This is a genomic window from Pseudomonas sp. LBUM1669, from assembly GCF_059695705.1.
In genome coordinates, this window is sequence record NZ_CP166784.1 from 5501461 (window position 1) to 5524452 (window position 22992).

The following is a 22992-nucleotide window of genomic DNA, read 5'->3' on the forward strand; positions in this document are numbered from 1 at the left end:
TAAACCGCAGCCATAAAAAACCGGCCACGTGATGGCCGGTTTTTTTTCGCCCGCATTTTTTTGGAATGGCGAAAAGGCTCAAGGTCGGGCTATTGCGCTCAACTGGTAAGACCGATCATGCCAATTACGCAATTTCCGCTTGCGATCACCCAAAAACAGCGCCTAGACTGCGCCTGCACTGGACATACCGGTAAGACCACAATAATTAAGTCCTGAATCTGATGCGCTTAGCGCACGGCAGCCAGGACACCGACCAGGATTCCTCCCATGCTCAGATGGTGCTCGCGTTCAATCTTCCTCCAAGTAGTTCTCGGACTGGTGCTCGGCATCGTCTGCGGGCTGACCCTTCCTGAATACTCGGCCCAGCTCAAACCGCTCGGCGACGGTTTCATCAAACTGATCAAGATGCTCATCGGTCTAATCGTGTTCTGCGTAGTGGTCAGCGGCATCAGCGGTGCCGGCGACCTGAAGAAGGTCGGGCGCATCGGCCTGAAGTCGGTGATCTACTTCGAAATCCTGACCACCATCGCCCTGGTGATTGGTCTGATGTTCGCTTTCACCACCGGCATCGGCAGCGGCGCGAACATTCATCTGGATCAGCTTTCCGCTGCAGACATGGGCGATATCGCCCAGCGCGGTCAGCACATGCAAACCACCTCCCAGTTCTTGATGAACCTGATCCCGACCTCGGTCATCGGCGCCTTCGCGGAGAACAATATTCTGCAAGTCCTGCTGTTTTCAGTGCTGTTCGGCAGTGCGCTGAACCTGGTGGGCGAAGCAGCGTCGGGCATTTCCCGGCTGATCAATGAGCTGAGCCACGTGATCTTCCGCATCATGGGCATGATCGTGCGCCTGGCGCCGATCGGCGTGTTCGGCGCCATCGCTTTCACCACCAGCAAATATGGCCTGGATTCGCTGCAGCACCTGGGCAGCCTGGTCGGCCTGTTTTATCTGACCTGTGTGGCGTTTGTGACATTGATTCTCGGGCTGGTGATGCGCCTGTCTGGCCTGAAGATGTGGCCGTTGCTCAAGTACCTGCGCGAAGAGTTGTTGATCGTCATGGGCACCGCTTCTTCCGACGCCGTGCTGCCACAAATCATGCGCAAACTTGAGCATCTGGGCATCGGCAGTTCGACGGTTGGGCTGGTCATTCCTACGGGTTACTCGTTCAACCTCGACGGTTTCTCGATCTACCTGACCCTCGCCATCGTCTTCATCGCCAATGCCACCGGCACGCCGCTGGCCATGACCGATCTGCTGACCATTCTGCTGGTGTCGCTGATCACCTCCAAAGGTGCCCACGGGATTCCCGGTTCGGCGCTGGTGATTCTGGCGGCAACACTCACGGCGATCCCTGCGATTCCGGTGGTCGGCCTGGTCTTGGTGCTGGCGGTGGACTGGTTCATGGGCATTGGCCGCGCGCTGACCAACCTGATCGGCAACTGCGTCGCCACCGTGGCCATCGCCCGCTGGGAGAAGGACATCGATATTCAACGGGCGAACAAAGTGCTTTCCGGCCAGGTGGGTTATACCTTCCAGCCGAGAAAACCTGTTGCCCCGGCGCATCAGCAAGAATTCTGAATAAACGCCGTGCCTGCCTGCGGGCAGGCACGGTCAACAACCGTTTTGGATGCTCATGGAGCGAACAGTGATTACCTCGTCGACCGTTGTGAACTCAGTCGTAGAAAAACTCCGGGCCGCTTTGGCCCGTGGTCAGTGGCGCTCCGGCGAAATGCTGCCGGGGCAACGTGAACTGGCCGAACAACTGGGCATCAGCCGCCCGAGCCTGCGTGAAGCGGTGATCGTGCTGGAAACCCTTGGCCTGGTGCGCTCGATGCCCGGCAAAGGCGTGGTGGTGCTGGATGCCCATCTCAGCGACAGCCAAAGCCACGACAGCGCGGTGGCCGGCGCCAGCCTGGAAGACGTGCTGCAACTGCGCTACACCCTCGAACCGTTTATCGTCGGCCTGGTCGCGCAGTCAATCAGCAGCAAGGAAGTCGGGCAACTGCGCCTGACCCTGATGGACATGCGCGAAGCGCTGGAGGCCAACGACAGCGAGGCCGGGGTGAACGCCTACATCGCGTTCCACGAAGAACTGTTCACGCTGACCTCGAACCCGATTTTCCAGAGCGTGGTGCAGCAGACCAGCAATGCCCTCAAGCAAAGCGCCGAGGTGCTGCGCAACTCCCCCGAGCATCTGGCTGAGCGCCTTGAGGAGAACGAAGCCGTGGTGCGGGCGATCCGCAGCAAAAACAGCGCCCAGGCCAGTGCCGAGATGCGTCGGCACATCCTTCGGGAAGGTCAGCGGATGGGCATCGAACTGAATATCCCGGACGACAACCTCGGCAGTTAAAACTGCTTCGAACTGGAGACAGGCCATGAACCGCTTCGCCTCACCGCAAACACTCACTGCCCTGCCCTTTCCCGCGCGGGAGGACGATCTCTATTCGCGGATCTTCGACGCCATTCTCGAACAGCGCCTCAATGCGTCCAGCCGCTTTACCGAAGAAAGCCTGGCGCAGATGTTCAGCGTTCGACGCAGTGACATTCGTGTCGTGCTGACGCGCCTGTCTCATCAGCAAATCATCGTCCTTCGGGCGAACCATCGGCCCCGCATCGCCGCGCTCGATGCCGAGCAGACCCGGCAGGCGCTGCATGCCCGGCGGCTGACCGAGATCACCTTGGTGCGACTGGCCTGCCGGCAACCTCATGCGCAAGACTTGAACCGCCTGCATGCCCTGATCGAGAGCGAGCGCCACTGCACAGCGCGCGGCCCGGCGATTCGGTTGTCAGGGGAATTTCATTTGCAGTTGGCGAAAATGGCGGGGAATGCCCCGTTGGCGCACTTTCTCGACAGTCTGGTGCCGCTGACTTCGCTGGCGATTGCGCAGTTTGATGCGCCGGCGGAGGGTTATTGCGGGTGGCATGAGGACATTATCCATGCGGTGGAGTGTGGAGATGCCATGGCTGCAGAGGCATTGCTGAGCCGGCATCTGGATTTTCTTGAAGAGGCCTTACTGAACTCTGAATCGAGTTCAGGCCAGAATCGTGTTGCCGGGTAAATCGCCATCGCGGGCAAGCCCGCGATGACGGCATGACAGGCGCCGATAATTCTAGTCCGCAGCCACCCGCGCAAACCCTTCCCGAATCTTCTCTTCCGGCAAATCATCGGCAATAAACACGATCACGCTTTCCCGCGCCTCGTCGTCCGCCCATTCGGTGTCCCAATCGAATCCGTACAACTTCAGCACGCCCTGAAACACCATGCGCCGCGGCTCGCCCACAATGCTCAATACACCTTTGTAACGCAGCAATTGCTTGCCATGGTCTTCCAGCAACTCGTTCATGAACTCGCTGAGCTTGTCGATATCCAGCGGCTTGTCGGTGCGCAGCACCAGGCTGGAGATCCGGTCGATAGAAGGTGCCTTGGCCACCGGGCGCAGGCTGACGCCGCCGAGGTCGGCATTCAGATTGAAACCGCGCACGTCGAGCAATTCGGCCAGGTCGATCTTGCCGTGTTCGACCACACGAATCGGCGCGCGGCGGTTGATGCGGGTCAGGCGCTCGCTCAACGCGGTAAACGTCGCTTCGTCCACCAGATCACGTTTGCTCACCAGCAAGCGGTCGGCAAAACCGATTTGCGCCTGGGCGATGGTTTGCGTCAGGTGAGTGTCGGCGTGCGCCGCGTCTACAAGGGTGATGATGCCGTCGAGGATATAACGCTCGCGCAGTTCTTCATCGATGAAAAAGGTTTGCGCCACCGGTGCCGGGTCGGCCAGGCCGGTGCATTCGATCACCAGACGGTCAAAGGCGATTTCGCCGCTGTCCAGGCGTTCAAGCAGCAGATACAAAGCTTTGGTCAGGTCGGTGTGGATGGTGCAGCAGACGCAGCCGTTGGACAGCGTCATCACTTGCACGGGATCGTCGCCCAACAGCTGGGTATCGATACCGGCGTCACTGAATTCGTTCTCGATCACGGCGATTTTCAGGCCGTGTTCGGCTTTGAGCAGGTGACGCAGCAGCGTGGTCTTGCCGGCGCCGAGGAAGCCGCTGAGGATCGTGACGGGGATGGGAGAGGACAACTGGAGTCTCCTGTTTCACAAAATTAAAGTATCAACACAAAACAAATGTGGGAGCTAGCCTGCTAGCGATGGCGGACTGACAATCAACAGTGATGTTGAATGTTCAGCCGCCATCGCTAGCAGGCTAGCTCCCACAAGGATTGCTGTTAACCCGACAACCGGGTCAACAGCACTTCGGCCCACCCTTGCCACCGTAACGAGCCTCTTGGCGTTCCCGGAAGAACATCTCGTAGCTCATCACCGGTTTGTCCGGGTGTTTGGTTTGCATATGCTCGACGTAGTTGTCGTAGTCGGGCATGCCGACCATCAGACGCGCGGCCTGACCGAGGTATTTACCGAGGCGACTCAGGTCATTGAACATGCTGCAATCCTCGATTACGCATCCGGCAGCGCCTGGAACGGTGCTTCTTTATCCGTGCGTTCTTTGCTGCCCCAGGCGGAGATACCGACCTTGAGCGCATAGAACAGGATACTGAAGACCACGAACAGGAACAGCGCCGTCAGCGTTGCGTTGGTGTAAGCGTTGAAGATCACATGCTGCATCTGAGTGATGTCCTTGGCCGGGGCGAGGATCTGACCATTGGCCAGCGCGTCGCTGTATTTTTTCGCCAGCGACAGGAAGCCGATCGCCGGGTTGGCGTCGAACAGCTTGATGAAACCGGCCGTGGTGGTGCAGATCAGCAGCCAGACCGCTGGCAGCATGGTTACCCAGACGTAGCGTTGGCGTTTCATTTTGATCAGCACAACGGTGCCGAGCATCAGCGCGATACCGGCCAGCATCTGGTTGGAGATACCGAACAGAGGCCACAAGGTGTTGATGCCGCCCAGTGGATCGATCACGCCCTGGTACAGCAACCAGCCCCACATCGCCACGCAACCGGCGGTTGCGATCAGGTTGGCGGTCCAGGATTCAGTGCGCTTGAGCGCTGGGACGAAGGAACCGAGCAAATCCTGCAGCATGAACCGTCCGGCACGGGTGCCGGCGTCGACGGCAGTCAGGATGAACAGCGCTTCAAACAGAATCGCAAAGTGGTACCAGAACGCCATGGTGTTTTCACCCGGCAGGACACTGTGCAGGATCTGCGCGATACCAACCGCCAGGGTCGGCGCACCGCCGGCACGGGCCAGGATGGTGGTTTCACCGATGTCCTTGGCCACCGCTTGCAGCGCTTCCGGGGTAATTGCAAAGCCCCAGCTGCTGACAGTTTGGGCCACGGCCACCACATCACCGCCGACGACTGCTGCCGGGCTGTTCATGGCGAAATACACACCAGGCTCGATCACCGAAGCCGCCACCATCGCCATGATGGCGACGAAGGATTCCATCAGCATGCCGCCGTAACCGATGTAACGGGCGTTGACTTCGTTATCCAGCAGTTTCGGCGTGGTGCCGGAGGAGATCAGCGCGTGGAAACCGGAGACCGCACCACAGGCAATCGTGATGAACAGGAACGGGAACAGACCGCCCTTCCAGACCGGACCGGTGCCATCGATAAACTGGGTCAGCGCCGGCATTTTCAGCTCAGGCATGGTGATCAGGATGCCGATCGCCAAGGCCACGATGGTGCCGATTTTGAGGAAGGTCGAGAGGTAGTCGCGCGGCGCCAGAATCAGCCATACCGGCAGCGATGCGGCTACAAAACCGTAACCGACCAGCATCCACGTAATCTGTACGCCAGTGAATGTAAAGGCTTTGGCCCAGACTGGATCAGCGGCAATCTGCCCACCGAGCCAGATCGAGCCCAGCAGCAACAGCACACCGACCACGGAGATTTCGCCGATGCGGCCCGGGCGGATGTAGCGCATGTAGATGCCCATGAACATCGCGATCGGGATGGTCGCCATCACCGTGAAAATGCCCCAAGGACTTTCGGCCAGGGCTTTCACGACGATCAATGCCAGCACCGCGAGGATGATGATCATGATCAGGAAGCAGCCAAACAGCGCGATAGTCCCGGGAATACGGCCCATTTCCTCACGGACCATGTCGCCCAACGAGCGGCCGTTACGGCGGGTGGACATGAACAGGACCATGAAATCCTGAACCGCACCGGCCAGCACCACGCCGGCAATCAGCCAAAGCGTACCGGGCAGATAGCCCATCTGTGCAGCCAATACCGGACCGACCAGCGGCCCCGCGCCGGCGATGGCGGCGAAGTGGTGACCAAAGAGGATGTGTTTGTTGGTGGGGACGTAGTCCAGACCATCATTGTTGAGCACGGCGGGGGTGGCCCGTCGAGGGTCGAGTTGCATCACATTGTTGGCGATGAACAGACTGTAATAGCGGTAGGCAACCAGATAAATGGCCACGGCCGCGACCACAATCCACAAGGCGTTGATCGCCTCGCCTCGGCGCAATGCCACGACACCAAGGGCGCACGCTCCCACGATTGCCAGCAGCAGCCAGGGTAGATGGCGTAGCAGGCTATTATTATTTTTCATTTTATGATTCCAGCCAGGGTGGACAAGAAAGACAGCCACCCCGAGTTTAGCTCGCCTGACGGCAAAGACCATACCCCGATATTGGTCTAGCAGACTGTCCTGACTGGCAGGCTCCGACAATGCGGGTCTATAGTCAGCGAACATCTAGAGGATTGCGCCATGAGCGAGCACCCTGCCGATCGCCGCCGCTTCAAACGTATTGCGTTCGATGCCAAAACCGAACTGAGCCAGGGGGAATTCATCTGGCCGGTGAAGCTGATCGACCTGTCACTCAAGGGGCTGCTGATCGAGAAGCCAGAGCCGTGGCTGGGTAATCCAGAGTGGCATTTCCTGGTCGATATTCATCTAACCGAAGACGTCGGGATCAAGATGGATGTGATGTTGACCCACGATGACCATCGTCAACTCGGGTTCGTTTGCAAACACATCAGCCTGGAATCGATTGAACGCCTGCGGAGGTTGATCGAATTCAACCTGGGCGATCCTGAGGAACTGGAGCGCGAATTGGGCGCTTTGATCGAAATCTAAAGACTCAAAACCAATCCAATGTGGGAGCGAGCTTGCTCGCTCCCACAAGGTTTGTGTTCCTCCTGGAAGGTTATTCGAACAATGCGTCGAGGGCCTGCTCCAGCCGGGTCACGGCAATAATCTGCAACCCCGGCGGCGCTTCCTTGGGCGCATTGCCCTTGGGCACGATGGCGCGTTTGAAGCCGTGCTTGGCGGCTTCCTTCAAGCGTTCCTGGCCACTCGGCACCGGGCGTACTTCGCCCGACAGCCCGACTTCACCGAACACCAGCAAATCATGGGGCAGCGGGCGGTTGCGCAAACTGGACATGACCGCGGCCATCAACGCCAGGTCGGAGGCCGTTTCCAGCACCTTCACCCCGCCGACCACGTTGAGGAAGACGTCCTGATCGTGAGTCGGAATCCCGCCGTGACGATGCAGCACCGCCAGCAACATCGCCAGACGATTCTGATCCAGCCCCAAGGTGACCCGCCGGGGGTTCGCCAAATGGCTGTCATCCACCAGCGCCTGGACTTCCACCAGCATCGGCCGCGTTCCTTCCCACGTCGCCATGACTACGCTGCCCGGTACTTCTTCCTGCGCACGGGTCAGAAAAATCGCTGACGGGTTGGAGACTTCTTTCAGGCCCTTGTCGGTCATGCCGAACACGCCCAATTCGTTGACGGCGCCGAAACGGTTTTTCACCGCTCGCAACAGACGCAGCCGTCCATCGGATTCGCCTTCGAAATACAGCACCGTATCGACCATATGCTCCAGCACGCGCGGCCCGGCCAAGGCGCCTTCTTTTGTCACGTGGCCGACCAGGAAAATCGCCGTGCCGCTCTGCTTGGCATACCGCACCAGCAACGCCGCGCTTTCCCGAACCTGCGACACGCCACCCGGTGCCGATTGCAGTTGCTCGGTGAAGATCGTCTGAATGGAGTCGATCACCATGACCTTGGGCTTTTCGACCCGGGCGGTGGCAATGATGGTTTCGATGCAGGTTTCGGTCATTACCCGCAGCTGATCCTGAGGCAGGCCCAGACGACGCGCGCGCATAGCAACCTGCTGCTGGGATTCTTCGCCGGTGACGTACAGCGCCGGCATGACTTTGGCGAGGTTGCACAAGGTTTGCAGGAGAATGGTCGATTTTCCGATGCCCGGATCACCGCCGATCAGGACCACCGAACCATCCACCAGGCCACCGCCCAACACCCGATCGAGTTCGCTGGACGCAGTGGAGAAGCGCGGAATCTCTTCGACGCTGACTTCGGCCAGGGTCTTGATCTGTGCCTGTTGGCCGGTCCAACCGGTGCGACCGCTGGGTGCTGCGGCGCCGCCGCTCTCGACCATGGTTTCGGTCAGCGTGTTCCAGGCCCCGCACTCGCCGCACTGGCCGGCCCACTTGGGGAAGGTTGAGCCGCACTCGGTGCAGCCGTACATGCGCTTGGCCTTGGCCATCTGAACTCCCGGCAAAAACCGCGATGATAGCTCAGCTGACGCGGATCAGCGCGGCGCCGCTGTGCGGATTTCACCCTTGGCCAGACGCGCGGCGCTATTGCCTAACGGATCTTCGGCATTCAAGTCGGCGCCCTTGGCCTTGAGCTCATCCAGCAATTCGACTCGCTTGAACAGTCCCGCGTACATCGCGGCCGTCTGGCCAGCGCCGTTACGCTGGTCAGGGCTGCAATGGGCGGCCAACAGGGTTTTGGCGATCTGGATTTCGCCCTTGAAAATGGCGCCCATCAGGGCGGTGTTGCCGCGCTGATCCTGAGCGCAGGCATCGGCCCCGGATGCGAGCAAACGGTCCACGGCGGCTGTCTGGCCGTGATAGGCCGCAAGAATCAGCGCGGTATAACCCTTGCTGTCGCGGGTATCGAGGGAATAATCGGCCTCAATGAAGGTATCGAGCATCGGCACATCGCCACGGCGGGCGGCGTCGAAGTAATAATTTTGCAGTTGAACCTTCAGCGCTGCGGGATCTTCGGCCGGCGCGCCGATTACGCTGAACGACAGGCACGCCAGAAACAGCGATAGACAAAAACGCATGGCAAGCTCCTTGGTCTGACGGAGCCTCGTCAGAGGCCCCGCTTTTCAGGCAAACGCGATCAGTCAGCCAGCTTGGCCGCCAGCGCCTTGACCCGGCCCAGATCACCCTTGGCCACCCTGGCAACGCCAGTCCCGTATTCAGGGTCGGCCTTATAAAGGAAGGACAGGATGATGTGCTTGCTCTCGTCATCGGTGGTGGCCAGTGAACCGCCGAAGCTCTCGATCAAGTCCTTGCGCTCTTTCTTGCTGAACGAGCGATACAGATCCCCGGCTTGCTTGAAGTTCTGCTCACGCTGGATCTTCGCCTGCTGCGTGCTGCCCGACAGGGCCGACTGGCTGTAACGTGCGGTTTGCGGCTCGTCACGCGGCAGCAAACGGCTCGGCTGATAATTCACGCCGCTGCTGCTGTGGCCGATGTTCATCGCGCCATCCTGATTACCGTTGTTCACGGCGACCTTGGGTGCATTGATCGGCAATTGCAGTGCATTGGCGCCCAGGCGATACAGTTGAGTATCGGCATAAGAGAACACCCGCCCCTGTAATAAGCGATCTTCGGAAGGCTCGATGCCTGGAACAAGATTGGCCGGCGCCATGGCAACTTGTTCTGTTTCCTGGAAGACATTTGCCGGATTACGGTTCAACACCATTTGTCCAACTTTTCGTTCAGGAACTCCGGGCCAGATTTTGGTTGCGTCCAATGGATCGAAATCAAACTTGTACAGATCTTGAGGATTTAATACCTGGACGTACAAGTCCCATTTCGGAAACTCACCCTTGTTAATATGAAACACCAAATCATTAGTCATATGACTGTAGTCTTGGCCTTGTACTTTGGTCACCGCTTTTGGATCGAGGTTATTAATCCCCTGCAAACTTTTCCAGTGAAACTTCACGTAGTGAATTTCACCTTTTGCATTAACTAACTTGTAAGCATGAACACCGTTGCCGTCCATTTCCCGATAACTGGCGGGTGTACCGGAATTGGAATACAACTCCGTCAAGGTGCGAGTGGCTTCCGGGACATGTGAGAAGAAATCAAAGCGGCGGGCATCATCGTCCAGGTTGGTACGCGGGTCTGGCTTGAAGGCGTGGACCATGTCCGGGAATTTGATCGCATCACGAATGAAGAAGGTCGGAAAATTGTTGCCGACCAGGTCCCAGTTGCCGTCCGCGGTATAGAACTTGGTGGCAAAGCCGCGGGGATCACGCAGGGTTTCTGGCGAATGGTTCCCGTGGACGACCGCCGAGAAACGCACAAACACCGGAGTGCTCTGACCACCCGCAAACACCTTGGCCTTGGTCAGGTCACTCAGGTCATCCGTCACGGTGAAGGTGCCGTGGGCACCGGTGCCGCGGGCATGCACGACGCGCTCGGGAATGCGCTCACGATCAAAGCGTTGGAGTTTCTGGATCAGTTGCACATCCTGTAGCAGCACCGGGCCGTTGGCGCCGGCGGTTTGCGAGTTCTGGTTGTCGCCCACGGCAGCACCGTTGTCGCGGGTCAGGGTCGAAGCGTGGACGGAGAAGGACAGCAGGCTGGCGGTTAATACGCCGAGGGTGCACCGAGAGGGGAAAGCCCCAAGGCCAATGGTCGAAGTCATATCAAGTTCCTCTGTTTTCAAGGCGCACTCCAAGTGCGCTACCCAGAGGCTAGAGGCCCGGACCGCAGAACATAAATAGAAAGAACGTAATGCGATGATTCATAAATTTATGTGGCTAATCAGCTTGTTAGCACGTATTTCGCGCGCGATTGATGGCATTTTGCAAACTAATTGGCGGCAAATGTGTCGATAAACACGAGCATTGTAAGAAGCTGTTTCGAGCAAGAGCCGTAATGCTGCTTTACACTGCGCTCCACCAACCTCATCTGTAACAAGGAAATAACCTATGGGCGTGATAAGTGAGTTCAAGGCCTTCGCGGTCAAAGGTAATGTGGTCGACATGGCCGTCGGTATCATCATCGGCGCCGCCTTCGGCAAGATCGTTTCATCGTTTGTCGGCGACGTGGTGATGCCGCCAATCGGCCTGTTGATCGGTGGGGTGGACTTCAGTGACCTGGCCGTTACGCTCAAGGCAGCCAACGGGGATATTCCGGCCGTGGTGCTGGCCTACGGCAAGTTCATCCAGAGCCTGATCGACTTCATCATCGTCGCCTTCGCGATCTTCATGGGCGTCAAAGCCATCAACCGTCTGAAACGCGAAGAGGCCGTTGCGCCAACCCTGCCGCCGGTCCCAACCAAGGAAGAAGAGCTGTTGAGCGAGATCCGTGACCTGCTCAAAGCCCAGAACAATCGGCCTGAAAGCTGATTGCGAAACAGAAACGGCGCCTTCGGGGCGCCGTTTTTTTTTTACCAGAAGTTCTCCACCGCCACCTGGCCGGGTCGTCGACTGAGACTCAAGTGCATGTCCCGCTGTTTGAGCAACTTGCGTGTGTCATCGATCATCTGAGGGTTACCGCAGAGCATGACCCGCGAGTGCTCCGCCGTCAGTGCCACCCCCGCCTCCCGCTCCAGTTCGCCATTTTCTATCAGCGTCGTGATTCGCCCGTTCAGGGCGCCGGGGTGCTCCTCGCGCGTGACAGTCGCGATGAACTGCAATTTGTGCGCGTATTCGGCTAGATAGTCGCGCTGCGCCAGCCCCGCGATCAGCTCCTGATAAGCCAGTTCGCGGGCTTCCCTTACGCTGTAGACCAGGATGATCCGCTCGAATTTCTCCCACACCTCGAAGTCCTGCAGGATCGACAAAAACGGCGCAACGCCGGTGCCTGTGGATAACAGCCAGAGATCACGACCGTCGACGAAACGATCCAGCGTCAGGTAACCAAAGGCCTGATGGTCGACCAACAGCGTATCGCCAATCTGCAGCCGGCTCAGTTCACTGGTGAACTCACCGCCTGGCACAACGATGGAAAAGAACTCGAGAAACTCGTCATGCGGCGAGGAGACCATTGAATAGGCGCGCCACACCGTGCTGCCATCGGTCCGGGTCACGCCGAGCCGGGCAAATTGTCCCGCCCGAAAACGAAAACCGGGGTCTCTGCTGGCTCGCAACGTGAACAGGTTGGGGGTCAACGGCTGAACGTCGGTCAGGGTCTGGCGAGTGAATTTTTCTGTGCTGGCGGTCATGGGGTGCTCCATTCAACAGATGCCCCAGTGTCCCGCAAAGCGGGTGATGTAAACACCGGTGATTTGTAGTGGCTTTGGACAAGACTCCATGTCCTGCCGTCATTAATGCGGTTGAAAATGACTCAATTTTCACACTAACCAAAGGGTACTAAACAAGGCTCAACAATTGCATTGGGTGCAACATATAAACTTGTCAGTTCCCGACTAAGAACCAGTTATTTACTTTTCAACCTTTTCAAGAGCAAAAAAATTGCAGCCTGCTCGTAGGAATACTCCTACACTCGTGGCGTGCTGGATTTCGGATCCAATGTGCACCCCCTAGATACCCGCATGGAGTTACACCAATGGAAGTGTGGAACGAATCACGTTTAAGACAGATATCTGAGGCAAGAGACGTTGAACCTGCCTATGAGATGTCACTGGATTTCGTCAAAAGCCTTGGCTTTAATTTTTGTGCATTTTCAATCACTTCTCACTTACGAGGCCCACACTTCGACAGAGTGAATTTCAATAACTACCCAAGTGACTGGAACACGGAATATGAACAAAATCACTTCAGGGAAATAGATCCAGTAGTAGCTCATTGCAATAAATCAACACTGCCCATTCTATGGGAAGAGAAGGTCTACTCGAAAACACCAACGCTGTGGCAAGTACAGAAACAACTCGGTTTGCAGTATGGCTGGTCGCAATCGCTCCATGGCGACAGCGGGCTGCGCAGCATGCTTAGCCTGGCAAGAAGCGACAGCCCGATCACCCCCTATGAATTTTATGAAAAAATGGGTTTCATGATTTTCATCGGCAACCATCTGCATGGGCTCGTCGCTAAAAAACTCCCCGATCGCGTGAAGGATTGCTGCAAACCTCATTTATCAGCACGCGAGATAGAGGTATTGAAACTGTCAGCCGATGGCAAAACCGCCTATGAAATAGGCAGGATCCTCTTCATCACTGAACGCACCGCAAATTTTCATATTCACAGGGCAATCCAGAAACTGGGCGTCAACAACAAGCTCGCAGCAGTGGTCGCGGCAACCAGGGCGTGCATGATCTGAGCAGAACGCCCGAGTACCCAGGAGGAAAAACCTGCGAGTATTCCAAAAGAAAAAAACGTACCATTTGCGGCTCCTCCAGAGTGATGACGAGTGAACCATTACGTCGCAGTCCACTCGGACGGTCCCGCCCGCTACAACGCTTCAGGCAGCGGGACACCACACCCGTTGACTACCCAGAGCCCCGCCTCATGCCCCTGCTCGAAACGCCCTTCGCCCAACTCGATCTGATCCGTCAGCCAGAACAGCAAAACGAACCGCTGCAAGCTTTCGACGCAGCAGACGAATACCTGCTCAACCATCTGGCCGAGCAACAACCGGCCGCCGACACTCGAGTACTGGTGCTCAACGACAGTTTCGGCGCATTGGCCGCGAGCCTGGCGGGAAAAGTGGTGGTGACCACCAGCGGCGACTCGTTCCTGGCCTTCCAGGGTCTGGAAAAGAATCTGATCCGCAACGGCCAGGCCTTCGATGCCGTGCCGAGCGTACCGGCCAACGAAGCTTTTGCGGGGCCGTTTGACCGTGTGTTGATACGGGTGCCGAAAACCCTGGCCTTGCTGGAAGAGCAACTGATTCGCCTGCAAAACCAACTGGCTCCGGGCGCCCAGGTCATCGCTGCGGCGATGGTCAAGCATCTGCCTCGTGCCGCGGGTGATCTGCTGGAACGTTACATCGGCCCGGTGCAAGCCTCGTTGGCGGTGAAAAAAGCCCGACTGCTGATCGCAACGCCCGAAGCCAAAAGCCCAGCCGTGTCCCCCTACCCTTCCCGCTATCAACTCGACACGCCGGCGATCGAACTGCTGAACCACGCCAATGTGTTCTGCCGCGAAGGGCTGGACATCGGCACTCGAGCATTTCTTCCACACTTGCCACAGAACCTCGGTACAGCCCGGGTTGCCGATCTCGGTTGTGGTAACGGCGTACTGGCAATCGCCAGCGCTCTACAAAACCCTGAAGCCCATTACACGCTAGTGGACGAGTCATTCATGGCGGTGCAATCGGCCGCCGAAAACTGGCGCGCTGCACTGGGTGGTCGTGACGTGATCGTGCGCGCCGGCGATGGCCTGGCCGGGCAAGAGCCACAATCGCTGGACGTGGTGTTGTGCAATCCACCGTTTCACCAGCAACAAGTCGTCGGCGACTTTCTGGCCTGGCGGATGTTCCAGCAGGCGCGCGAATCCCTGGTGACTGGCGGTGCGTTGTACATCGTCGGCAACCGTCACCTGGGCTACCACAGCAAGCTCGCACGGTTGTTCCGTGGCGTTGAACAAGTGGCAGCCACGCCGAAATTCGTCATTCTCAAAGCCCGCAAATAACCGCAGGTAAAAAAAACCCTCCGGGACAGGAGGGTTTTGAGTTCGTGGCGCAAGGCAACGGGATGGGGAGTATCGGGCGTTTCAGTGCGTGGACAGACCCGCGGCGTTCATGAACATGCGCATCAGGCTGGCCACGATAAACAGGGCCCCCACGCTACCGACCCAAATCAAGGCCAACCAACCGAGTCGCTGCCAAAGCGGTTTCTTCTCTGCCGCCTTGATTTCCTCCAGGGAATGTTTGCCAGCCATCATCTTGATCTCCTCTGAAACGGCGCAGGTTCAAGCCCTGCGCCATTGTCGTGTGCGCTAGTGATAACCGTCTTCGTGGGTCACCTTGCCGCGGAACACGTAATAGCTCCAGAAGGTATAACCCAGGATGAAGGGGATGATGAACAGCGTACCGACCAGCATGAAACCCTGGCTTTGCGGCGGTGCAGCGGCGTCCCAGATCGAAATCGAAGGCGGCACGATGTTGGGCCACAGGCTGATGCCCAGACCGCTGTAGCCCAGGAAGATCAGCACCAACGTCAGCAGGAATGGCGTGTAGTGCGCATTGCGGGCCACGGCGCGAATCAGACCGTACATGGTCACCAACACCAGAATCGGTACGGGCAGGAACCAGAACAGGTTCGGCAGAGTGAACCAGCGAGCCGCGATCTCGGCGTGGGCCAGCGGGGTCCAGATACTGACGATACCGATCACCGCCAACACCACGAACGCCAACGGCCGCGCCAGATCATGCATCTGTTCCTGCAACTTGCCTTCGGTCTTCATGATCAGCCAGGTGCAGCCGAGCAGCGCATAAGCCACCACCAACGCGAGGCCGCAGAACAGGGTGAACGGTGTCATCCAGTCCAGTGAACCGCCCGCAAACTGGCGGTTGACCACTGGCAACCCGTCGATGAATGCACCCAGCGCCACACCCTGGAAGAACGTTGCAGCAATCGAACCACCGATAAACGCCTTGTCCCACAGATGACGCTTGTCGTCCTTGGCCTTGAAGCGGAACTCGAACGCCACGCCGCGGAAAATCAGCCCGATCAGCATGAAAATCAGTGGCAGGTACAGCGCCGAGAGCACCACCGAATAGGCCAGCGGGAACGCGCCGAACAACGCCGCGCCGCCCAGCACCAGCCAGGTTTCGTTGCCGTCCCAGACCGGGGCGACGGTGTTCATCATCACGTCACGGTCAGTCTTGCCCGGGATGAACGGGAAGAGAATCCCGATCCCCAGGTCGAAACCGTCCATGACCACGTACATCATGATGCCGAAGATGATGATCACGGCCCAGATCAGCGGAAGATCAATACCCATGACTCAAATCTCCTTGGTCAGGCTGGGGCGGTGGTCAGCGTCTGCACCATCGTCGTCGGCTGCAGAAAGCGGACGGGCCGGCGTGCGTTTCTGGCCAGGGCCACCGTCATTGGTTTCCTTGCCTTCGTCGATCTTCGGCCCTTTGCGCACAAGGCGCATCATGTAGCCCAGACCGGCACCGAACAGCGCGAAATACACCACCACGAACAGGATCAGCGTGATGCTCATCTGCATGAAACTGTGATTGGAGGACGCGTCCGCCGTGCGCATCAGGCCATAGACCACCCACGGCTGACGGCCGATTTCAGTGGTAAACCAACCGGCAAGGATCGCAATCAGGCCGGACGGGCCCATCCACAACGCCAGATAAAGGAACGGTCGCGAGGTGTACAACTTATCGCTCTTGCGCAGCCACAGGCTCCACAGTCCGGTGAAGATCATCAGCATGCCCAGACCCACCATGATCCGGAATGACCAGAACACGATGGTGGAATTAGGACGGTCTTCAGGCGGAAAATCTTTCAGCGCCGGCACTTGCTTATCCAGGGAATGCGTCAGGATCAAGCTGCCCAGGTACGGAATTTCCACCGCGAACTTGGTCCGCTCTTCTTTCATGTCCGGCCAGCCGAACAGGATCAGCGGAGTTGGCTCATCGCCGTGGTTTTCCCAGTGACCTTCGATCGCGGCGATTTTGGCCGGCTGGTGCTTGAGCGTATTGAGCCCGTGAAAGTCACCGATGACCGCCTGAATCGGCGCCACGATCAATGCCATCCACATGGCCATCGAGAGCATGGTGCGGATGGCCGGGTTGTCCTTGCCGCGCAGCAAGTGCCAGGCCGCCGAAGAGCCGACGAAGAAGGCGGTCGCGACGAACGCGGCCGTTGCCATGTGCATCAGACGGTAGGGGAATGACGGGTTGAAGATCACCGCCAGCCAGTCGGTTGGTATGACCTGGCCATTGACGATTTCGAAACCCTGCGGGGTTTGCATCCAGCTGTTGGAGGCGAGAATCCAGAAGGTCGAGATCAGCGTGCCGATGGCAACCATGACCGTGGCGAAGAAGTGCAGGTTGCGTCCGACCTTGTTCCAGCCGAACAGCATGACGCCGAGGAAACCGGCCTCCAGGAAGAACGCTGTCAGGACTTCATACGTCAGCAACGGCCCGGTCACGGAACCGGCGAAGTCCGAGAATCGGCTCCAGTTGGTACCGAACTGATAGGCCATGACCAACCCGGATACCACACCCATGCCGAAGTTGACGGCAAAGATCTTCGACCAGAAATGGTACAGATCGCGGTAAGTGTCGTTGTTCGTCTTCAGCCACAGCCCCTCGAGCACCGCCAGGTAACTCGCCAGGCCAATGGTGATGGCCGGGAACAGGATGTGGAACGAGATGGTGAACGCGAACTGAATTCGGGCGAGATCAAGCGCCTCCAAACCGAACATAAGTCTTCCTCTGTCAGGTAATACTGGCTGAAGGCTTGCGGCCTGCACCCACGGCCCCCACGGATATGGAGTGTGGCGAATTTGAATTCGTTCTTTTTTTACAACCATCACAACGTAGGGAGTCTGGCCATCTGGCCGCCGGATCATTTCCACCAAGGGTCTTGATCTGGATCAAGCAATGGTTAAAAGAGTAGTCCCATTTTTGACGATGGACGGTGTGGTCTTTTGCCGCGTGACAGGTTGCCTCATAGCTCTGCTCATGATCTGAAACACATTGCCTGTGGGAGCGAGCCTGCGCGCGAAGCGGTGTGTCAGGCAGCAGAGATGTCGACTGATACTCCGTCATCGCGAGCAGGCTCGCTCCCACAGGGGAATGTCGGTGTTTTTGGAGATCGGTGTCTAGCTAACTAAATTTGCCCAGCCTGCAACTTCTGGTTACAGGTTGGTGATAATCTCGACCCTCCCCTCGCTCAAGACCTGCCCTCAGATGCCCAGCCAAGCGCCCTTGCTGTTACGCCATCACCGCCCTTTTATCGCGTTCTGGCTGGCTCGGGTGTTTACCGCCAGCGGTTTTCAGATGCTCACCGTGGCCATCGGCTGGAATCTGTATCAATTGACCGGCAATGTGCTCGACCTGGGTCTGGTGGGCTTGGTGGAATTTGCCCCGCGGGTGCTGTTCATGCTGCACACAGGGCATGTCGCGGACCGCTATGACCGGCGCAAGGTCGCGGCGATCTGCCAGTCTCTGCAAGCGTTGATTGCCCTGTCCCTGGCCATCGGCAGCGCGACCGACCATGTCACCCGAGAGATGATCTTCATCCTCGCATTCCTGCTGGGTGCTGCGCGCTCCTTCGAGATGCCGACCACCCAGGCCTTGCTGCCAAGCATCGTGCCCAGCGCGCTGTTCCCCCGCGCCGTCGCCGCCGCGCAGTCGGCTCAACAATCCGCCACCATCGTCGCCCCGGCCCTGGGTGGTTTGCTCTATGCCTTCGGCAGCGTCTGGGTGTATGGCCCGACTGTGATCCTCTACCTCATTGCCTGCTTGTTGATGCTCAACCTGCCGGCCCGGCAAACGCCGCTGAACAAGGGCAAGGCAACCCTCGATTCGTTGCTCGCGGGTATCCGCTTCATTCGCAGTCGCCCGGACATTCTCGGGGCGATATCCCTGGATCTGTTTGCAGTATTGCTCGGCGGTGCGACGGCGCTGCTGCCCGTGTTTGCCAAGGACATCCTGTTGACCGGACCCTGGGGCCTGGGCCTGTTGCGCTCAGCTCCGGCCGTCGGCGCGCTGCTGATGTCGCTGTACTTGGCGCGATTTGCCGTGGAGCGCAAAGTCGGGCGGGTGATGTTCACGGCCGTCGGTGTGTTCGGCGTCGCGACCATCGCGTTCGGCCTCTCGACTTCCTTCTGGTTTTCCCTGGCCGTTCTGGTGGTGTTGGGCGCAGCGGACATGATCAGCATGGTGATCCGCGCCTCCTTCGTGCAATTGGAAACCCCGGACGAAATGCGCGGCCGAGTCAGCGCCGTAAATGGTTTGTTCATCGGCGCATCGAACCAGTTGGGCGAATTCGAATCCGGCCTCACCGCCCATTGGTTCGGCACCGTGCCAGCGGTGGTCATGGGCGGTATCGGTACGCTGGTGGTGACCGGGGCGTGGATCAAACTGTTCCCGACCCTGGCCAACCGCGACCGCATGCATGTGCCGGTGGAAGAAGCCAAGGTCTAAAGCAGTTTGTCGAGGGTGATGGGGAAGTCCCGCACCCGCTTGCCGGTGGCGTGATAAATGGCATTCGCCACCGCCGCCGCAACCCCGACGATGCCGATTTCGCCTACCCCCTTGGAGCCGAGGGCGTTGACGATCTCGTCGCGTTCTTCGACAAACAGCACATCAATGTCGCCGATGTCGGCGTTTACCGGGATGTGGTACTCGGCCAGGCTGTGGTTCATGTGACGACCCAGCGCATGGTCGGTTTGCGTCTCCTCGTGCAGCGCCATGCCGATACCCCACACCACGCCACCGAGAATCTGGCTGCGGGCCATTTTCGGGTTGACCACCCGGCCTGCGGCAATGGCGCTGACCACCCGGCTCACCTTCACCGTGCCCAAATCCTCATCCACCAGCACCTCGACGAACACGGCCGAGTGGGTCGCGGTGGCGTAGGCTTCGCGTTTTTTGTCGGGCTCGGCGTCGACTTGAACCTCAATCACATCTTCGCCGCTGTTCCGGGCTAAATCAGACAGCTTTATCCGCGCGTCACCGAATGACAGCTGTCCTTCTTCGAAAACCGACTGCTCAGAGGTCACGCCACTGAATGCAGGACACGTTTGCCGCGCCACAGCGAGCAGTTTTTCCTTCAGCGCTTCACAGGCTTGCTGCACGGCAGTGCCGACCGACGAAACCGTGAACGATCCGCCCTGCAATGGCGCTGTCGGTAATGAAGAGTCACCAAGGACAAAAGTGACGTCTTTCAGCGAAACGCCCGACGACTGCGCGGCGATTTGCGTCATTACCGTGTAGGTTCCGGTGCCGATGTCTGTGGTCGCGCTGCTAACCGTTAGTTTGCCGTTGTGATCGAGCGATGCCTTGGCACTGGCCTTCTGCTGCATAGCCTCCCAGACGCCTCCGGCCATGCCCCAACCGACCAATTGCCGACCGTGACGCATGCTTCGGGGTTCGGCATTGCGCTTATCCCAGCCAAAACGTTTGGCGCCTTGGGCGTAGCACTCACGCAGTTCTTTGCTGGAGTACGGTTTGTCTTCGTTCTGATTGCGTTCGGAGTAGTTGATCAAGCGCAACTGAACCGGATCGATCGCTAATGCGCACGCCAGTTCGTCCATTGCACATTCAAGTCCGATCAATCCCAGTGCCGCGCCTGGGGCACGCATGTCCAGCGGTGTGAAAACGTCCAGCGGCAGCAGTTTGTAGGTCAGCTGCACGTTGTCGCAGTGATAGAGCATGCCGCTCCACTCCACTACGTGCTCGGTGAAATCCTCGAAGCGCGAAGTCTGGCCGATGGCAGTGTGCGCGACCGCGAGCAACCGACCATTGGCCGCCGCGCCCAATTGCAAGCGCTGCAGAGTGCGTGGGCGATAGCCGAAAGTGAACATCTGCTGGCGCGTCAACGTCACGCGCACCGAACGTTTGAGCTCCAGCGCCGCCATCACAGCCAAGGGCAATTGATACTGCGGACGCAAGCCCGAACCGAATGCACCGCCCACATAGGCAGCGAAAACTCTGACCTGCTCCTTCTCAAGCCCGAAGACCTTTTGCACATAGGACTGACAGTTCTGCGGGCCTTGGGTCTTGTCGTGGATATGCAGACTGCCATCGGCCTGATACAGCACCGTGCTGGCGTGGGCTTCCATCGGGTTGTGGTGTTCGATCGGGGTGCTGTAGTTCAGATCCAGACTCATGGCCGCGCCGGCAAACTCAGCCTGAAAATTCCCACGTGGCTTGGGCAATTCGGCCGGTGCGGTATGGGCTTCGCCTTGCAGCGATAGCAGATCGGTCTGATGAGACGCGGCTTCGTATTCAATCTTTATCAACGAACCTGCATGGCGCGCCAGCTCAAGGTTATCCGCGACGACGAGTGCCAGTGGCTGGCCGCTGTACAGGACCCGATCGTTGTACAACGGGCGAAACGGCGAACCTTCGGCCGAGTCAGCGTCTTCGTAATCTTTGTCGTAATTGGCGATTCTCGGGCGATTGTTGTGATCAATCACCGCTACCACGCCAGGCAGCGCCAGCGCCTCGGATGCGTCGATGCTGACCACGCGACCGCTGGCAATGTTGCTCGAAACGACGCTGCCGTGCAGCAAGCCTTCCTCGGGAAACTCACCGGCGTAGCGGGCCTGGCCGGTGACTTTGAGCTGGCCGTCGACCCGATCCAGCGATTGGCCCATGGGTTTGGTGAAGGTGTTCATCAGGCGTGTCCTCCCAGCGCGGCATCACTCAGGGCGCGGACAATGGCTCGGCGCGCCAGTTTGACTTTAAAGGCGTTATGTTCGAGCGGTTCGGCGTTTTGCAGCAAAGCGTCGGCGGCGGCGCCGAAAGTTTCGCGGCTGACCGCTTTGCCCACCAGCCAGTTTTCGACGGTTTTGTCGCGCCAGGGTTTGTGCGCTACACCGCCGAGGACCAGCCGAGCTTCACGAATGATCGGCCCGGTCATTTCCAGCGCAGCAGCCACCGAGACCAGTGCAAAGGCATACGACGCACGATCTCGAATCTTCAAGTAATGGCTGTACTCGGCAAAACCGGCGGAGGGTAACTCGATGGCAATGATCAGTTCATCGTCGGCCAGTTGGTTGTCGCGCTCCGGCGTATCGCCGGGCAAACGATGGAAGTCGGCGAACTCGATGGTCCGCGCACCGCCGCGACCTTGCACGTGGACCACGGCTTCCAGCGCGGCCAAAGCAACGCACATGTCGGACGGATGAGTGGCGACGCACTGCGCACTGGCGCCAAGGATCGCGTGAATTCGGTTCAGCCCCTCCCGCGCCGGACAGCCGCTGCCGGGTTCGCGTTTGTTGCACGGCACGCTGGCATCGTAGAAGTAATAGCAGCGCGTGCGTTGCAGCAGATTGCCGCCGGTGCTGGCCATGTTGCGCAACTGCGGTGAAGCGCCAGCCAAAATGGCTTGGGACAACAGCGGGTAACGCTGTTCAATCAACGGGTGCCAGGCCAGATCAGCGTTGCTGACCAGGGCGCCGATCATCAATCCGCCTTTGGTCGTTTCGGTGACTTCGCGTAATGGCAAACCGGTGATGTCGATCAAGTGCTCGGGGCGGGTGAGGTTTTCCTTCATCAAATCCAGCAGATTCGTACCGCCAGCGATGAAGCGCGATGCCGGGCCGGCGAGATGAACCGCGTCCTGCACCGAATCCGGCTTGCTGTAATGGAAAGGGTTCATTGGCCACCGCCTTGCCCAAGTTGACGGCAGACTGGGAGCGCCTCCTCGATGGCGTCGCGGATGTTGTTGTAGGCGCCACAACGACAGAGGTTGCCGCTCATCAGCTCTTGAATTTGTTCAGTGGTTTGCGCCCGACCTTCGTTGACCAAACCCACCGCCGAGCAGATCTGCCCTGGCGTGCAATAGCCGCATTGAAAGGCATCGTGTTTGATGAAGGCTTGCTGCATCGGATGCAGTTCGTCGCCATTGGCCAATCCTTCAATGGTGGTCAACTCGGCACCGTCGCACATCACCGCCAACGTCAGACAAGCGTTAACCCGTTTGCCGTTGAGCAATACCGTGCAGGCACCGCACTGGCCGTGATCACAGCCTTTTTTCGTGCCGATCAGGTCCAGTTGCTCACGCAGTAGGTCCAGCAACGTGATCCAGGGCAGGATCTCAAGATGACGATCCTGGCCGTTGAGGGACAGGCGTAACGGATGACGTGCGAAAGACGGCTGCGCCGCCTCGGGAGTGGTCGCGCTCATAAACACCTCACGGTTGGTCGTACATTCGCGGCGTTTTGGCAAACCGCCGTCATAAGGGGTACGACTTCTGGGTGGGATGAGCGTTCAAGGGAATTGATGGGCGTGGAAAAAGGGTATGTAGCAGCTGGCGAAGCCTGCGTTCGGCTGCGAAGCGGCCGTAAGATCTGCCAACTTGGTCTACCTGATACAACACGGTGGCTAATCTCACGACTGCTTCGCAGCCG

Annotated in this window: 21 protein-coding genes; 8 read left to right on the forward strand and 13 right to left on the reverse strand. The window is 58.6% G+C overall.

Going from position 1 to position 22992, the window contains the following annotated elements:
• Positions 1–267: 267 nt before the first annotated feature.
• The 3 genes from ACA051_RS25545 to ACA051_RS25555 all read left to right on the forward strand — a co-directional run bounded on the left by ACA051_RS25545 (position 268) and on the right by ACA051_RS25555 (position 3062).
• The gene (locus tag ACA051_RS25545; protein ID WP_497372394.1) at positions 268–1581 is read left to right on the forward strand and encodes a C4-dicarboxylate transporter DctA; all 1314 of its coding nucleotides are present in this window, start codon (positions 268–270) and stop codon (positions 1579–1581) included.
• 67 nt (positions 1582–1648) lie between these two features.
• Positions 1649–2353, forward strand: coding sequence for a FadR/GntR family transcriptional regulator (locus ACA051_RS25550; RefSeq protein ID WP_109634999.1), 705 nt, complete (start codon positions 1649–1651; stop codon positions 2351–2353).
• A 25-nt stretch (positions 2354–2378) separates the two neighbouring features.
• On the forward strand, positions 2379–3062 hold the full coding sequence (locus ACA051_RS25555; RefSeq protein WP_497372396.1) for a GntR family transcriptional regulator: 684 nt from the start codon (positions 2379–2381) through the stop codon (positions 3060–3062).
• Positions 3063–3113: 51 nt separating this feature from the next.
• Here the strand turns inward: ACA051_RS25555 and yjiA are convergent, their stop codons facing one another.
• The 3 genes from yjiA to ACA051_RS25570 form a co-directional block, all read right to left on the reverse strand.
• The gene (yjiA, locus tag ACA051_RS25560; RefSeq protein ID WP_497305590.1) at positions 3114–4082 is read right to left on the reverse strand and encodes a GTPase; all 969 of its coding nucleotides are present in this window, start codon (positions 4080–4082) and stop codon (positions 3114–3116) included.
• Between the two features lie 163 nt (positions 4083–4245).
• Complete coding sequence (locus ACA051_RS25565; protein WP_007895266.1) at positions 4246–4443, reverse strand: YbdD/YjiX family protein; 198 nt, start codon at positions 4441–4443, stop codon at positions 4246–4248.
• A gap of 14 nt (positions 4444–4457) precedes the next feature.
• Positions 4458–6524: a carbon starvation CstA family protein gene (locus ACA051_RS25570; protein WP_497305592.1), complete on the reverse strand. Its 2067-nt coding sequence runs from the start codon at positions 6522–6524 to the stop codon at positions 4458–4460.
• 159 nt (positions 6525–6683) lie between these two features.
• Between ACA051_RS25570 and ACA051_RS25575 the strand changes: the two genes are divergently transcribed.
• Entirely contained in the window at positions 6684–7052 is a 369-nt protein-coding gene (locus ACA051_RS25575; RefSeq protein ID WP_497305594.1) for a PilZ domain-containing protein, read from the forward strand.
• A gap of 70 nt (positions 7053–7122) precedes the next feature.
• Here ACA051_RS25575 and radA read toward each other — a convergent pair whose 3' ends face one another.
• The 3 genes from radA to katB are packed head-to-tail and all read right to left on the reverse strand — an operon-like array spanning position 7123 to position 10679.
• Positions 7123–8490 carry a DNA repair protein RadA gene (gene radA / locus ACA051_RS25580; protein WP_010467488.1) on the reverse strand — a complete coding sequence of 456 codons (1368 nt, stop codon included), beginning with the start codon at positions 8488–8490 and terminating at the stop codon, positions 7123–7125.
• Between the two features lie 45 nt (positions 8491–8535).
• The gene (locus ACA051_RS25585; protein WP_497372398.1) at positions 8536–9078 is read right to left on the reverse strand and encodes an ankyrin repeat domain-containing protein; all 543 of its coding nucleotides are present in this window, start codon (positions 9076–9078) and stop codon (positions 8536–8538) included.
• Positions 9079–9137: 59 nt separating this feature from the next.
• Positions 9138–10679: a catalase KatB gene (gene katB / locus ACA051_RS25590; RefSeq protein WP_497372400.1), complete on the reverse strand. Its 1542-nt coding sequence runs from the start codon at positions 10677–10679 to the stop codon at positions 9138–9140.
• Between the two features lie 286 nt (positions 10680–10965).
• Between katB and mscL the strand changes: the two genes are divergently transcribed.
• Complete coding sequence (mscL, locus tag ACA051_RS25595) at positions 10966–11385, forward strand: large-conductance mechanosensitive channel protein MscL (RefSeq protein WP_497305600.1); 420 nt, start codon at positions 10966–10968, stop codon at positions 11383–11385.
• A gap of 41 nt (positions 11386–11426) precedes the next feature.
• Here mscL and ACA051_RS25600 read toward each other — a convergent pair whose 3' ends face one another.
• Complete coding sequence (locus ACA051_RS25600; RefSeq protein ID WP_497305602.1) at positions 11427–12203, reverse strand: ferredoxin--NADP reductase; 777 nt, start codon at positions 12201–12203, stop codon at positions 11427–11429.
• A 344-nt stretch (positions 12204–12547) separates the two neighbouring features.
• Here ACA051_RS25600 and ACA051_RS25605 point away from each other — a divergent pair, with 344 nt between their 5' ends.
• Both ACA051_RS25605 and ACA051_RS25610 read left to right on the forward strand, forming a co-directional pair.
• Positions 12548–13258, forward strand: a complete 711-nt coding sequence (locus ACA051_RS25605; protein ID WP_497372402.1) for an autoinducer binding domain-containing protein — start codon at positions 12548–12550, stop codon at positions 13256–13258.
• A 188-nt stretch (positions 13259–13446) separates the two neighbouring features.
• On the forward strand, positions 13447–14571 hold the full coding sequence (locus ACA051_RS25610) for a methyltransferase (RefSeq protein ID WP_497305605.1): 1125 nt from the start codon (positions 13447–13449) through the stop codon (positions 14569–14571).
• Between the two features lie 81 nt (positions 14572–14652).
• Here the strand turns inward: ACA051_RS25610 and ACA051_RS25615 are convergent, their stop codons facing one another.
• The 3 genes from ACA051_RS25615 to ACA051_RS25625 are packed head-to-tail and all read right to left on the reverse strand — an operon-like array spanning position 14653 to position 17331.
• On the reverse strand, positions 14653–14820 hold the full coding sequence (locus ACA051_RS25615) for a DUF2474 domain-containing protein (RefSeq protein WP_010467474.1): 168 nt from the start codon (positions 14818–14820) through the stop codon (positions 14653–14655).
• A gap of 57 nt (positions 14821–14877) precedes the next feature.
• A complete protein-coding gene (gene cydB, locus ACA051_RS25620) occupies positions 14878–15885 on the reverse strand; it encodes a cytochrome d ubiquinol oxidase subunit II (protein ID WP_497372404.1) in 1008 nt (335 codons plus the stop codon).
• 3 nt (positions 15886–15888) lie between these two features.
• On the reverse strand, positions 15889–17331 hold the full coding sequence (locus ACA051_RS25625; protein WP_497372406.1) for a cytochrome ubiquinol oxidase subunit I: 1443 nt from the start codon (positions 17329–17331) through the stop codon (positions 15889–15891).
• A gap of 487 nt (positions 17332–17818) precedes the next feature.
• Between ACA051_RS25625 and ACA051_RS25630 the strand changes: the two genes are divergently transcribed.
• A complete protein-coding gene (locus ACA051_RS25630; protein ID WP_497305609.1) occupies positions 17819–19057 on the forward strand; it encodes an MFS transporter in 1239 nt (412 codons plus the stop codon).
• Here ACA051_RS25630 and ACA051_RS25635 read toward each other — a convergent pair.
• From ACA051_RS25635 to ACA051_RS25645, 3 genes are read right to left on the reverse strand one after another with little or no spacing between them, the layout of a single operon-like run.
• Positions 19054–21255 (reverse strand): xanthine dehydrogenase family protein molybdopterin-binding subunit, encoded by a 2202-nt coding sequence (locus ACA051_RS25635; RefSeq protein WP_497305611.1) that lies wholly within the window; start codon positions 21253–21255, stop codon positions 19054–19056. The genes ACA051_RS25630 and ACA051_RS25635 overlap by 4 nt on opposite strands.
• A complete protein-coding gene (locus ACA051_RS25640; protein WP_497305613.1) occupies positions 21255–22241 on the reverse strand; it encodes an FAD binding domain-containing protein in 987 nt (328 codons plus the stop codon). Before ACA051_RS25640 ends, ACA051_RS25635 begins: the two co-directional genes overlap by 1 nt.
• Positions 22238–22768, reverse strand: a complete 531-nt coding sequence (locus ACA051_RS25645) for a (2Fe-2S)-binding protein (protein WP_497305615.1) — start codon at positions 22766–22768, stop codon at positions 22238–22240. The genes ACA051_RS25640 and ACA051_RS25645 overlap by 4 nt, the downstream gene beginning before the upstream one ends.
• Positions 22769–22992: the final 224 nt, after the last annotated feature.